This is a genomic window from Actinomadura rupiterrae (assembly GCF_024172125.1).
Taxonomy (GTDB): Bacteria; Actinomycetota; Actinomycetes; order Streptosporangiales; family Streptosporangiaceae; genus Spirillospora; species Spirillospora rupiterrae.
Genome location: NZ_JAMZEA010000004.1, coordinates 721,832 through 735,974, shown reverse-complemented (window position 1 = coordinate 735,974; position 14,143 = coordinate 721,832). Strand labels below are relative to the sequence as shown.

The following is a 14,143-nucleotide window of genomic DNA, read 5'->3' as shown; positions in this document are numbered from 1 at the left end:
GCCGAGAAGGCCGGGGAGGACGTGGCGACCTCCGCGTTGCGAACCCTCGTAGGGGCGATGAGGACCTGCGTGGGGCTCCACCGACCGTGTCGCGCTGCATGTTGCGAACCCTCGTAGGGGCGATGAGGACCCGTCATCTGGTCCGTCGTCCGCGGCGAATCCCCGTTGCGAACCCTCGTAGGGGCGATGAGGACGACACCCGCGTCCAGCGCGGCCTTGCTGACGCGGGGTTGCGAACCCTCGTAGGGGCGATGAGGACCTGTCGCCGCCGCGAAGGTTTCCGGCCGCTGGGTCATGTTGCGAACCCTCGTAGGGGCGATGAGGACTGCCGATCAAGGCGAACCACGGCCACTGGTGGCTAAGTTGCGAACCCTCGTAGGGGCGATGAGGACCTCCGGCGGTCGCGCCGGCCATGTCCCACACGCCGCCCTGTTGCGAACCCTCGTAGGGGCGATGAGGACCCGAAACCGGATCTGCCGCTCGCGGTGGTGATCGTGGAGTTGCGAACCCTCGTAGGGGCGATGAGGACGTCCGGGTCGGCGGTGGAGTCGATCAGCTCCTCCAGTTGCGAACCCTCGTAGGGGCGATGAGGACGGGTTCAGGCGCGCATCGGCCAAGCGCTCCTGACCGTGTTGCGAACCCTCGTAGGGGCGATGAGGACGACGTCGCCAACCGGCTCATGGGCGAACTCCGCCTCATGTTGCGAACCCTCGTAGGGGCGATGAGGACCCCACGGTAAAGCCGCAGGTGCGCTGAGGGAAGGTGGGCCCGCCGAAAGCGGATTTTGCAGCGATCCGCCGGTTGTGCTGTCGAGCCCGGCGTGTCGCTGAAAAATGCTTGATCAACTCGGTCCGTAGACTGGATGGTTGAAGAGGCTACAAGGCTGGTGAGAGCACGGTCGCGGCCCCGGACCGTCACCGCTCGAGCAACCATGGGCATCCGGCCCACCGCCATTGAGAACCATGGTCGATTCCACCGAAGCGCGCCAAGACCGTGCGCCTTCGTATCCTGGAGACTGAGCGCCTGCGCATCGCCGACAACGACACCTTCACCCACCATGCCCGTCACGCCAAGGTGGAAGGAAGTCGGGCGCCTGTGCCGAGGTCATGGTGTCCGGTGCGCCGGAGACGCTTTCGACCCTGCACTACTGGGGCCTCGGGCAGCCACAGTGCTGACAGTTGGGTCGGTGCCTGCCGCCGCCTCGGACGTCCAGACATCCGGCCAGGTAGAGGTGCCCGTCGACCCTTCGAGGGGTCGCAACGCGTAAGGGAAGAAATGCTCGGTGGCCACCACCATCAGGTCCTCATCGCCTCTACAAGGGGTGCAATAAACCGAAATCGCCCCGCTGCTGTAATTCCAGCAGTGTACTCATTATCCCTGCGAGGGGGTCGTTAGGTCACTTCGGCGGGGAAGGGTTCGTAGGTGTTGGAGGTGTTGTCGAATACGAAGGCCGTCCAGCGGTCGGGCTGGATGTTCGCAAGGCGCGCTCCGAGGGCGACGGAGATGGCTACCGGGCCGGTGAGGAAGGCGGCGTGGCGGCCGGTGCGGGCGGCGGACGGTAGTGGGGCGTCCCGCCAGGCGCGGCAGATTTGTTCGACGACTGCGGTGTAGGTCTCGGCGGTCTCGTCCAAGGGGCCGGCGGTCTTGCGGCGGAAGAGCAGCAGGGTGCCGATGCCGTGTCGGCGGCAGGCGGCGCGGACGGGCTGGACGAAGTCGGGGCCGAGGTTCTGCAGGTCCACGGCGAGGGCGGCCCGGGACGGAGCGCCGCCTTCGATGTTCTCCACCGGTTCCGCGATGAGCGGTTCAGCGGTGAGCGGGTTCTCGCGCAGGCTGGTGGCCGGGAAGTAGGAGGGGTTGCCGTCTTGCTGGCGCATGGCGTGGACGACGATCTCGCGGGAGTGGGTGTGCCCGATCCTGGCGCCGAATCGGAAGGCGGCCGGCAGGGGCATGGTCGGGATCACGTTGATGCGGGCCGCGCCGGCGACGAGGCGTTCGGCGATGCCTGCGGCGGCGAGGGTTTCGTCGGCGAGGGCGTCGATGCCTTCTTTCGGCCATGGATGTGTGGCGGGAAGGGTGAGGTGCGTCTTAACCGTGACGGTGTTCTCCCGGCTGTACTCGACCGCCTTGCTGTCCAGCAGTTCGGCTCGCCGAGCCCCCCGGACGGGATCGGCTGCGGTGACGACCAGCCCGATCTGCGTCTTGGCCGATTTGCGGAGGCGCAGCCAGGCGCCGACCCCCATCAGGGCGAGCCCGACCAGGCAACCGAGGACGAGCCCCCAGCGTCCGGCCGGTTGATCGGTCATGAGCGACTTGGCGGCTTCGATGCCGAACCCGCCCGCGAGGACCCCGCCGAGCCCGCTCCAGACCGCGCCGTCCTCGGTCAGGCGTCGGGCCGCCGAGGGGGTGGCGGATGGGCCGCCGACGACGGTCATCGTCGGTGCGTTCACGGTCTCGGACACTGCGAGCCTCTCTTCCGTCGTGGGGCACAACGTACCGATGGACGGCCGTTGCATCCCGTCCGTTTCCGGTCACGCGGGGACGCGATGAGCAGGTCATTCCGCCGTTGCCCGCCTGCGGCCTGCCCCGCCTCAGTCACCTCCTGGGAAGAGCCGAAGGGCGAGCAGGAAGCGTGGCGGTCGGCCGGAGTCGGTCATCGGGGGATACGGCGGTTTGGTCGCGATGCTGTAGGTCGGCGCCCTTAGCATGCCGCTCTGGACGACCGTGGAGGTTCGTCCATCAGTACCCGGTGTCAATGCGGTAGACGTGAAGGGGGGCCGGGGTGAAGGTGCACGCGGTGGTGCTGAGCACGGCGGGCAACCAGAACTACATCTTCGGCTCGAACAAGCGGCGGGAGAATGTCGGCGCGTCGCAACTGATCACCCGTGTCGAGGGCGAATGGCTGGACAGGGCCCTGGCGGCGGTCGGGGTGTCGGGGCCGGACGCCCGGCGGCGGCGCGTCGAGGAGCACGGCGTCGAGGTGGTGACCGCGAACGCGGGCGGCGTGACGATGCTCGTCAGAGACCAGGAGACGGGCAGGCGGGTGGTCGGCGTCATCACCGAGGCGGCGCTGCGGGAGGCGCCGGGGCTGGACGTGTGCGGTGCGGTCGGCGAGGCGATCGAGTGGGGGGACGCCCAGGAACTCGCGCACGGTATCGCGGACGCCCGCGAGCTCCTCGCGGTGGCGCGTGCGAAGAGGCGTGGTCCGAGGCTGCGGTTCCCGGGGGTGCCGATCGCGGCGCGGTGCGGGTCCAGCGGTCTTCCCGCCCGCCGGGTCGTCGAGTTCGGTGGCGACCGGCGACCGGAGGCCCGTTCGGCGCCGAGCCTGGCGAAGCTGGATGCCTTCGGTCCGGCGCTGCTGCGGCTCGCCGTCGAGATGGGCCTGTGCGACGAGGATGACGAGGAAGGCAAGGCGGCGGCCCGCCAGAAGCTCCTCGAGGTCGTTGACCACCTGAACGACAAGGCGGAGTGGGTCGCGGTCGTCCACGCGGACGGCAACGGGATGGGGAGGATCTTCCAGGGGTTCGCGTCCGGCAGTGGAATCAAGCGCGCGGACGAGTACACCAGGCGGCTGCGCGGGCTGTCCGAAGGCGTGGACGAAAGCGCCCGGCAGGCTTTCCGGTCGGCGTTCGGCATGCTGCGCGACAGCGCATGGTCGGCGCGGACGCCGGAACCGCCGGTTCTTCCGCTCATTCTCGGTGGCGACGATCTCACCGTGGTCTGCGATGGGGAACTGGCCCTGCCGTTCGCCCGCCGCTACCTGGAGGAGTTCACTCGTCTGGCCAACGCCGACGAAGCGGTCTGCAGAGCGCTCGAACACATCGAAGACCTGAACGGGCTGGGCGCGTGCGCGGGTGTGGCGATCGTGAAGCGCGCCTACCCGTTCCACAGCGCCGTCCAGCTCGCCGAGGAACTGACCATTGAGGCGAAGGCGGTGAAAGAGGAGCTGGGCCAGGACAGGAGCGCCCTTTCGTTCCATGTCCTTTTCGAGAGCGCGTTCGCCGACCTGGAGCGGCTGCGCAAGCAGCAGACCCTCGACGACGAGGGCACCTGCCTGACCGGCCAGCCCTACATCGTAGGAGAAGCGGAAGACGCGGAGTGGGCGCGGCACCGGCACTGGGACGACCTGGAAAGACGTGTCGCCGCCCTGACGGACACGCGGGACGGGACCCGCGTGATATCGGCCGGGCAGGTACACGAACTGCGGTCCGCCCTGTTCCGGGGGCACCGGGCCGCGGACGCGCGGTTGAGAATGGTGTCCACATGGCTCGGCGAGGATGCGGTCAAGGGACTCGCCGATGACGGTTCGCTGTTCTGGCATGACGGCCGGTACCGCCGCACCGGCCTTCTGGACGCCTTGAACGCCGCTCCCTTCCTCTCCTCGAAGGAGCGGGTATGAGATACACCATTTCCCTGACGTTGCGGATGCTGAGCGATTGGCACATCGGTGCCGGGACCGGACAGCACGGCCGCCTCAGCCGGCAGGTGCTTCGTGACGAGAACCGGCTCCCGTTCGTCCCGGCCAAGTCGCTCAACGGAGTCTGGCGGGACGGCTGCGAGATCGCCGCCCGCGCCCTCGACGGGAAGGGCGGCGGCCGCCGCGTCTGGCATGACTGGGTGGACTACCTGTTCGGGTACCAGCCGGCATTCCCCGGCGCCGAGGCGGCCGCGGCACCAGTGCGTTCCGCGGTGCATCCGCGTCCCGCCGCACTCCGCTATCTCGGTCCGTTGCGTGTGCCGGGCGGTCTCGGTCCCGCCGTCGCCCGGAACCGGCGCCTCGTGGACGCGGCGACGTTCGTGAAGCCGGGCGTCGCGCATGATCCGGTGACCGGCGCGGCGCGGGAGGACATGCTGCGTTTCGACGAGATGGCGCGCGGCGGTATGACGCTGGAGGGAACGGCGGAACTGCCGGACGGGCTGTCCGAGGAGCAGCTCGGATGCGCCCGGGCTCTGCTGTGGGCGGGTGCGCGCCTGGTGGAGGGCATCGGCGCCAAGCGACGCCGCGGGTCGGGGCGGTGCCGGCTCGATCTGGGCGGCGCGGGCCTGCCGCCGAGCGTCGGCGACCTGGAGCGCTGGACCGCGGACCCGGTGCCGCCGCCGGAACCCGAGCAACCGCCGGGACCCCACTCCGCCGAGCGGTACGCGGCGGACGGCGGATGGGAAGGCGCCGTCCTGCACATGACCCTGGAGACGCCGCTGCTCGCCCACGACCGCACCGTCGGGAACCTCGTGCAGGGCCGCGACCACGCCCCCGGCTGGATGCTGCTGGGGCCGGTGCTGCGCCGGCTGGACTCGCCTGCCGCCGCCGCGGCGGCACGCTGCGGGGACCTGGTGGTGACCCCGGCCACTCCGCAGGTGGACGGGCTGCCTGGACGTCCCGTCCCGCACGTCTTCGAACGCGACAAGGACAAGAAGGACGTCTACCTCAACCGGGCGGTGGAGGGCGTCCCCAAGGGCCGGGCCTTCAAGCGGGTGCGTAATGGGTATGTCGGCGGCGCTGCCCACGTGACGGTCGAGACACCTGGCTTCGACCTCAGGATGCACAACACCATCGAGGACACGTCACAGCGCCCCACCCAGGCCCTCGGCGGTGTCTACGTGTACGAGGCGCTGGCACCCGGAACCGTGCTGGCGGCCGAGGTCCGGGTCCGGCGCGGCATCCTGGACGCGGGATGGTGGGAGAAGTTGAGCGGCCGATGGCGGCTCGGAAGGTCCCGCAAGGACGACTACGGCCTGATCTCCGTCACCGCCGAGCCCCTCGACATCACGGACGAGCCGGTGCCGGACGAGGCTGCGCCGGTCGTGAGCGGCGACCGGCTGCGCGTCTGGCTGCTGTCGGATGTCCTGGTCCGCGACGCGTGGCTCGCCCCAAGCGACGACCCTGCCGACTTCGCGCGCCTCCTGGAGAGGGCGTTCGCCGCCGCCGGTGCGGACGGAGTGGAGCTCAAACCGCTCCTCCGGGAGCCCGGCCGGATACCGACCAGATACGAGATCGCCCGGACCGACTCCTGGCACCGCGGCTGGCGCCTGCCGAGACCCGCGCTCCTCGGCTTCGCGGCCGGCGGCTGCCTCACGTTCGAGGTCGTGAAAGGCCACATCGACGCCGAGGTCCTGGCTGCGGTCGAACAGTCCGGCATCGGTGAACGGCGCGGCGAGGGGTTCGGCCGCATCCGCATCAACGACCCGCTCGTCACGGGCGAGGTCCTGCGGAGGACCAGCGGCGACGAGGCGACGGGCGACCCGTCCGGAGCACCGCGTCCCGCCAGATCCCTGCTGTCCTCCGTCGACCCCGGCCACGCCGGCGCCCGGCTGATCGAGACGGCTGCGTGGCGCACGGAGATCTGGCGGCTCGCGGAGGAACGGGCGGCCCACCCGGGCAAGGTCCTCGGCCCCCTTGTCGAGCTTTCCGCGACCCGGCTGAACGCGCTCCGCCGCCTCTTCGACCACCTGGACGAGGAGCCCGCTCGGCTCGGCGCCCGTATCACCGCGCTCACCAGGCGCTGGAACGCGCCGCAGGCGACAGCCGCGATCCGCGCGCTGCTCATCGAAAGGGACGTGTGGGAAACGCTCGGGTTCACCGACCAGGCCGAACTGGTCCTCACCGCCGAAGGACTGGACGTCCTGCGCCGTGACCTGCGGGCCGACGCGCTGCGGTCGCTGCTGACCGCGAGCCTGGCCGCCCACACCCGCAGCGAAGCCCACCCCGAAGCCCAGCCCGAGGAGGCCCGCACATGACGCCCGCGAGGGGCCGCCCGATGGACCGGCGGCTCCGGGTGCGCGGCTGGCTGCGTACCCAGACCCCGCTGCACGTCGGCGGCATCGCGCTCGACCCGGCCGAGGCGCTGCCGGTCGCCGTGGACGGCCAGGACCGCGTCTACGTGCCCGGCACCAGCCTCGCCGGCGCCCTGCGCACCTGGATGCGCGGCGCCCACCCCGAGACCGACACGCTGGACGATCTGTGGGGTTTCATCCGGGACGGGGAACCCGACTCCGGGCAGGCCAGCCGGATCATCGTCCGCGACGCCATCATCACCGCCTCCACCAGCACCGACGGCGACGGGATCCCCAACGACCGGCTCGGATCCCGCATGCTGCCCGTCGTCCACGGCGTCGGCATCGACCGCGTCACCGGCGCCGCCGCTTCAGGCTTCCTGTACGCGCGCACCGTCGTCCCGCCCGGCCGCTACCTGTCCTTCGAGGTCGACGTCGAGACGACCGAGGCCGACCTCGACCGGGACCGCGCTCGGCTGCACGCGCTGCTGAGCGCTCTGAAGTCCGAGGAGATCGGTCTCGGGGCCGCCAACGGGAAGGGCCTCGGCATCGTGACGCTGCTGCCGTCACCGCTGGACGTCCACGAGCACGACTTCACCGGCCGCGCGGGCCTGCTCGCCTTTCTCGGCGGCGAACCGGAGGTGTTCGACGAGACGAAGGTGAACGCGGGCGCCGCCGATCTGCCTGCTCGCCGCGAGCTGGTCACCGTGCAGTTGCGGTGGCGACCCGACGCGCCCGTCATGGTCAGGGCCGCCGGCGAAGGCGCGACGATCAAGACGCTGCCGCTGACCACGGAGATCGGGCCGGACGCGCTGACGCTCACGCTGAGCGGCAGCTCCATCAAGGGCGCCCTGCGCACCCACGCCGAATTCATCGAGCGCACCGCCCGCGGCCTGGACGCCCCGCACCCTCCGATGCAGGACGGCGCACGGGACGTCGTGGCCGCGCGGCACCACGCCGAAGCCTTCCTCGACCAGCTCGACGGCCTGGACGCCGTCCGCATGCTGTTCGGCGCGGCCCGCCGCGAACCGGACGGTGACGCGTCCGGTCACCCGCGCGGACGGGGCGCCGTGACCGTCCACGAATGCGTGAGCGAGACGACCGTCCCCGCCGACGTGTGGGACCTGGTCGTGAACGGTGCGCCGAATGGCAACGGCGACGCGGACGGCGGGGGAAACAGCGGTGGTGACGGCGCTCGCCCAGCGCTGCCGCCCGCGGTGCGCGACGCGCTCGCCGCGCGCGGTCTCGACCAGGCCGACCACGTCGCCATCGACCGCTGGACGGGAGGCGCCGCCGAGCACCTGCTGTTCAGCGTGCTCGAACCGCACGGCGTCCGCTGGGAACCGATCCGGCTCACCGTCGACCTGACCAGGCTCGGCGACGACCGGGACGTCGCGCTCGCGCTGCTCCTGCTCGTCCTGCGCGACCTGGAGCAGCGCCGCGTCCCGCTGGGCGGCATGGTCAACCGGGGATTCGGCGACGTCACGATCACCGGGATCGAGTTCTCCGGCAACGGCTGGACACCCGGCACGGCACTCGCGGACGCCCTCCGGAACGACAGGCTGGCGGCCGCATGGCGCGAATACGTGGGGAGCCCGCGATGACCGGCACCATCCTTCACGTCGCGGCGCGCGACGGCCTCACCTTCGCCGAGGCCATGCGGCACGCCCCGGACGGGATCGCGCTACTCACCACGCCGTGGCGGTACGAGGTCGCCACCGCCGCCGAAGCGCGCCGCGCCGCGCCCGAAGGTGTCTTCGAGGCGCGTGTGTTCGACGAGCGCACCGAACTGCGCTGGCTCGGCGGTCCCGACGACCCGGGGCGCACCGTCGTCCTGACCGAGGACCCGGCGGCCCTGCCCGCGGCCTTCCCCGACGCCGGACGGCTGGAGGCCGTCGGCACCGAGACCGGCGGCTACCTGCTGTGGGGCAGGGTCGTCGAGGCGTCGGACGGCTGGACGACGCTCACCACCGAACGCATCGGCACCCTGCGGATCCCGGGGGAGTTCGGCCGCGGCGACCGCGTGGCCCTCACGACCCGCGAGTACATCGCGCGCGAGCCCGACCACGGCAACGCCTACATCGCGGAAGAGCGCCTGCTGTCCTTCGAGGTCTCCGCACCGCACAGGGAGAAGGCATGACTGCAGACAAGCCGCCCAATCCCGCCTCGGCCAAGATCTGCAACAAGTTCGACTCCGCAACGAGAGGGGCGAGGACAGGAAGTCGGACCCGACCGGGGCCGCTCCCTCCCCTACGCCGCCGGAGACCCCCAAGGACGTGATCTCGACGTCTACGAACGCGAGGACTGATCCGACCGGCGCACCGCCGCCGCTGCTGATCCACCCGGTCGGCGGCGGCGATCTCGGTTGGCCGCCGCTGGCGACGTCCCCGGCACCGATCGACTTCCACGGCGGCCCGGACGACCGCAGGCCACTGCACAAGGTCTTCGACGGCCTCACCGAGACCGGCACCGAGATCAGCGGCCTCCTCCTCATCGGAACAACGAACCTCCACGGTCCCTCGCAGCAGCCCTTCGTGGAACACGCGCGGCGGATGGGGGAACTGCTGTGCTCCGCCAAGGGCCTGTGCGGCCGGACGTTCCCCAAGGACCGGCTCCACATCGTCAAGGTCGCCGAACCCACCGTCCGCCACAGCGTCGGCCCCCTGAAGACCGCGCTCACCGCACTGGCCGACGGCGAATGCCTCCTGACGTCCGGCAGCGGCTCCTACGCCCTTGGCGCGGGCGTCCTGCTCGCCGGCATCGAGACCGGCGTACCGATGACCCTCCTGCCGGTCGACGAACCGTCCGCCGCCTACCGTCTGCGCGACCTGATCGACCCGCGCGACACGCTTCGCAACTGGCTCCTGCGACACCGCTTCTGGGACGAACTCGCCGCCGTCGACCCGTCCAACGCCGACATCTGGCGGTTGCTGGCCGCACGCCAGCGCGCCGACATCGGTCCCGCCGAGAACACCACGCCCATTCCGGGCCTCGACCAGGGGAAACTAGCCAAGCTCACTGAACTGTGGCCGACCGTGCAGGCCGCGTTCTACGAACGCCTCGCGCGCGGCGAGGCCCTCGACCACGCGCTGCTGCGCACCTGGTTCACCCAGCGGATCAGCAGCCCGTCCGCCAAGGAGGCCTCCGCGGTCCCCGCGTCGGCGCGCAGGGTGATCGAGGACCTCGCGAGGAGCCTCGGCGACCCGGAACGGCGCGGCGGCGCGAGCCAGATCAAGGAGGCCCGCCGCCGACTCGTGCCGGTGCCCCGGGCGCGGCACGCGGCGCTGATAGGCGACGCCGAGTTCATCGACTTCTTCGAGCGGAGCGCCTCGCACGAGGCGCACCTCGCCCCGCCGGGAGCCCGCCGCCTGCCCGGCTCGCTGCTCGCCAACGCGGACCAGTGGGAGGCGAGCGACCTGGTTCCCGGCCTGCTGGGAAAGCGCGGCCTGACAGCATGGCCCGTCCTGGGAACCGGCGACGTCCTGGTCTTGATGTGCGTCGGCAAGGTCACCAAGGACGACCCGGCCGACAGGGCGGGCCAAGCGGCTGTACGGGAAGTCATCGGCTGGGCATCCCAGCGCCGCGGGTCTCTCGCACGCCCCGGCCGCATCAGGCTGCGCCTGCTCGCCAGCCCCGAGACGATGGAGCGCGCCCGCGCCTGGGTGACGCTCGCCCGGTCGACCGCCCCCGCCGGCAGCCTCGACGCCGCCGTCCTCGGCCCGTTCTCCACCGCTCCGGGCGACGCCGCCGACATCAACACCGAGCTCCTCGCCGAACTCGGCAAGGCCGAACCCACAGGACGGTACGGCTCCACCAGTCTGCGGGACGTGGACGAGGTCCTCCTCGTCATCAACTCCGGGAAGCCCGTGACGCTGAACGGCATGGTCGCCGCGGGCGTCCAATGGTCCCTGGACGCGGCGTGCCCGCTGCGCGTCGCCGAACTCGGCCGCGACCGGGCGCTGCGGACCGTGATCAACGAAGCCGGCCTCGCCCTGTGCCGCCTCGGCATGGACGGGTCCCTCGCCCGGCTCGCGTCCGCTGCCGTACGTCGCCTCGACACCCGCACGGCCTGGCAGATGCTCGCCAACGGCTCCCCCGCCCTGGCCGATGCCCGCGACGCCGCCGCCCGGTTCCACCACGACCTGTACGGCCAGCCTGAGCCCACGATGAACACGGCCGCCCGCTGTGCCCTCGCCTGCCGCCGCTTGGAACTGATCGCGCACGTCCTTGCGGGCGAGCCGTGGCCCGCCTGCTACACGGCCGTCGAAGTGCTCCGGCCGGGGCTCTTCGAGTGGGACGCGTGGAAGATCCTTCGGGAACGTTTCCCGGCGCTCAAGAAACTGAACAATCAGCGCAACGAGAGCCCTTACTCCCATCTCCTCGACAGGCTCCGCGACGAGAAACGCCGACAGGCGTCCGGAATGAAAGGACGGAAACTGTCACACACGCCGCCGGCACCCGCAACAGTCATCGACATGCTGCACGGCTCCATCGAGGTGTTCCAGCGACTCGGCCGGATGCGCAATCGACAGACCGAGCCCGGCCCGGACCTCGTCGCCCGCTACACCCACCTCCGCGAGCAACTCGAAGTACTCGGCGGGGACCTGTGTTGACCAGGCAGCCTCGATCAGACGATGCGCGGTCGCTTGCGGAACGAGGCCGACGCCCGATCTTCCCCATACCCGCAGGAGGGACCAACCGGGCGGTCCACAGCGTGTGGCTGCTCGCGCTTCGCCCAACCAGCGGGGAGGTCGACCCCATCGTGTCCCCTGCCCACGGCAACGCCCACGTTGCCGAAGAGCGCCTGCTCCATTTCCACACCATCGCCCCGTCCCGCCCAAAGGACTCCTGATGCCCGAAAAGCCAGGCTTGGACGACTTCCTCAACCCCTATACGTTCGTCCCCGCTTACCCGCGCGAGAACCTGCCGGACGAGTTGGCCGACCGTGCACCGGTCGGGCACGACCGCCTCCACCGGGACGAAGAGCGCTGGTCCGGAACGATCAACGTGACGCTCACCGTCCAGACCCCGCTGCTACTCCTCGACACCGCCCGCGCGGAGACGACCGGCGACGACCACCTCCTCTACCCCGTCCTCACCCGCGATGGAAGACCGCACCTGCCCTCGACGTCCGTCAAGGGCATGCTGCGCTCGGCGTACGAGGCCGTCACCAACTCCCGGTTCGGTGTCTTCGACGTCCGGCAGGGGCCGAACACCCGCGCCCTCGGCTGGCGCCGCGCAGCCGATGACGCCCGGCAAATGTGTCCGGCCCGGGTCCACGAGGTCGATGCCGAGAACGATGTGGTCACAGTTGACATCTTCCAGCCGGCTCGGCTACCGAGATACGGCGCCCACCCGGTCACCTATCCCGACGGAAGCGAACCGGAGCACGGCCAGGTCGTCCGGGCCCGGATCGGCCGGCAGTTCATTGTGCCCAAGAGGGGCAAGAAGTTCCCCGGACCATGGACCGTGAGATCCATGATTCCCATGACGCGGAGCGGTGGGGAACCACCCGATGCCCCGGGAGCCGACGACGCCGAAACCAACGTCGTGACCGGGATCGTCTGTATCACCGGGCGCAACGCCGTAGGCAAGGAACACGAAAGGATCTTCTTCAGCACCGGAAAACCCGACCCGAAGGCGTGCAAAGGCGGCGTCAGCCGCTGGAAAGAGCTGATGAACAGCTACCGGGACCCTGCCGTGCACAGCAAGAAGGAGATCGAGGAACGCGAGGAGAACGGCCGCCGGTACGGACCGGGAGAATGGATCTCCGACGAGATCGGAAAGCTCGCCTGGAGCCCGCAGATCTGGGACGGCGAACGCGCCGAACTCAAGCCCGGCTCCCTCTGCTACGCCGAGATCGTGGACGGCGAGGTTCTGGGCCTCTTCCCCGTACTCATCCCGCGTGACACCTCCACGCGCACACCGCGCGACATGCTCCCCGGATCCCTGCATCCCGCGCCTCGCCTGGACGAATCCTCGCCGGCGGACCGGGTCTTCGGATGGGTCGCCCCCAAAGGTTCGGCCACCCGCTCCTCTTCCTACAAGGGCCGGTTGCGCATCGGACCGGTCACCTGCGCCCGCTCCGAAGCCGACGCGGTCACGCGCTTCGGCGACGAGGGACTGCCGTTGGCCGTCCTGGGACAGCCGAAGCCGAGCCAGGGACGCTTCTACCTGGCGGACAGCCCGGACAGCCCGCACGAACGGATTCCCGACGGCGTGCCGAAGGAAGACATCTTCAAGGGGCCCGAGCGCGGCCTGCGCGGACGCAAGGTCTACTGGCACCACGCGGAAGTCGCCAACAGCAAGAACTACTGGAAGGAAACGGCGGGAGGGCAGGACCCGACCCAGCAGCCCATCGGCGGTCCTCGCCACTTCCGTGAGTACCGCCGCCCCCGAAAAGCCGAGAACGAGAAGAACCCCCGCATGGTCAACGGGGGACGGGCCTTCTTCACCCGAGGCGAGCAGCGTGACAACCAGAACCGATCCATCGGCGGCTGGGTGAACAAGGGGGAGAAGTTCTCCTTCACCATCCACATCAAGGACCTGAATGAAACGGAATTGGGTGCACTTCTGTGGTTGCTGACCCTTCCTCCGGGGCACTTCCACCGCCTCGGCCTCGGCAAGCCCCTCGGATTCGGTAGCGTCCGCCTGGATATCGGCAAGGACGGCACGGATCTGCACAACAGCGAGAGATGGGCGGACTACTACCGCAGCCTTTCCGCGCAACTGCCCTCCGGCAGCGCAGAACAACACCAGCTCCAGGACCGCTGCCGAAATGCGTTCGACAGGCTTCTCGAGCACGACGACCTGCGGCACGTCAGGGATGCGTTCCTCGCGGCGGCCGCCGGAGTGCCCGGCCTGCCCGTCCACTATCCCCGGGCCCGTTACAAGGGCCTCAAAGGGGGCGCACCGATGCCGCCGGACCCGCGCGGCCGCTCCTACTCCTGGTTCGTCGCCAACGAGAAGACCAACAGGGGTACCCCCGTCAGAGGCCGTGGCCGGTCCCTTCCCTCAGCCGAGAGCCGTGCGCCGCTCCCGACTTACGACGAGGAGAAATGACCGCCCGCAGCCCTCTGGCGCCCCGGGAAACGTATGCGGCGGCCGCCGCCAAGCCCATTCCCGCCCGATTGTAGGTTGGTGCACACCCTTCAAAACGCGCTCTGAACTGCGGTGACGTCGCCGCAAAGATCGACTTGACGGCCTCGCCGGGAGGCTCGGCAAGAGGTTGGCGCATGATCTTGCAAACCCGCAGATCAGACACCCATAGTCCAAGGTACTGTCGCAGCACTCAACAAAACCGCATCGGGATTGGGTTTGAAGGCCGTGGGCTTGCTCTCGCGTTTGTCGTGCCGGCCCGCAAAAAGGGGCGTAG

7 protein-coding genes and 1 CRISPR repeat array (1 of these 8 only partly in view) are annotated in these 14,143 nt (G+C 70.1%); of the genes, 6 read left to right on the top strand and 1 reads right to left on the bottom strand.

What is annotated here, in order from left to right; all coding sequences use genetic code 11:
• Window positions 1-729: direct repeats of the CRISPR family, unit length 30 nt; unit sequence GTTGCGAACCCTCGTAGGGGCGATGAGGAC; it reaches 224 nt to the left of the window's first position.
• Window positions 730-1,391: 662 nt separating this feature from the next.
• Window positions 1,392-2,459 carry an SAVED domain-containing protein gene (locus FHU30_RS16385; protein WP_253876643.1) on the bottom strand — a complete coding sequence of 356 codons (1,068 nt, stop codon included), beginning with the start codon at window positions 2,457-2,459 and terminating at the stop codon, window positions 1,392-1,394.
• A gap of 320 nt (window positions 2,460-2,779) precedes the next feature.
• Here FHU30_RS16385 and FHU30_RS16380 point away from each other — a divergent pair, with 320 nt between their 5' ends.
• From FHU30_RS16380 to FHU30_RS16355, 6 genes are all read left to right on the top strand, one after another.
• Window positions 2,780-4,396 (top strand): Cas10/Cmr2 second palm domain-containing protein, encoded by a 1,617-nt coding sequence (locus tag FHU30_RS16380; protein WP_253876642.1) that lies wholly within the window; start codon window positions 2,780-2,782, stop codon window positions 4,394-4,396.
• Window positions 4,393-6,732, top strand: coding sequence for an RAMP superfamily CRISPR-associated protein (locus FHU30_RS16375; RefSeq protein WP_253876641.1), 2,340 nt, complete (start codon window positions 4,393-4,395; stop codon window positions 6,730-6,732). The genes FHU30_RS16380 and FHU30_RS16375 overlap by 4 nt, the downstream gene beginning before the upstream one ends.
• Window positions 6,729-8,372 (top strand): RAMP superfamily CRISPR-associated protein, encoded by a 1,644-nt coding sequence (locus FHU30_RS16370; RefSeq protein ID WP_253876640.1) that lies wholly within the window; start codon window positions 6,729-6,731, stop codon window positions 8,370-8,372. Before FHU30_RS16375 ends, FHU30_RS16370 begins: the two co-directional genes overlap by 4 nt.
• Window positions 8,369-8,908: a type III-D CRISPR-associated protein Csx19 gene (gene csx19 / locus FHU30_RS16365; RefSeq protein WP_253876639.1), complete on the top strand. Its 540-nt coding sequence runs from the start codon at window positions 8,369-8,371 to the stop codon at window positions 8,906-8,908. Before FHU30_RS16370 ends, csx19 begins: the two co-directional genes overlap by 4 nt.
• Window positions 8,909-9,044: 136 nt before the next feature.
• Complete coding sequence (locus FHU30_RS16360) at window positions 9,045-11,381, top strand: hypothetical protein (protein WP_253876638.1); 2,337 nt, start codon at window positions 9,045-9,047, stop codon at window positions 11,379-11,381.
• A 238-nt stretch (window positions 11,382-11,619) separates the two neighbouring features.
• Window positions 11,620-13,830, top strand: a complete 2,211-nt coding sequence (locus FHU30_RS16355) for a TIGR03986 family type III CRISPR-associated RAMP protein (protein WP_253876637.1) — start codon at window positions 11,620-11,622, stop codon at window positions 13,828-13,830.
• Window positions 13,831-14,143: the final 313 nt, after the last annotated feature.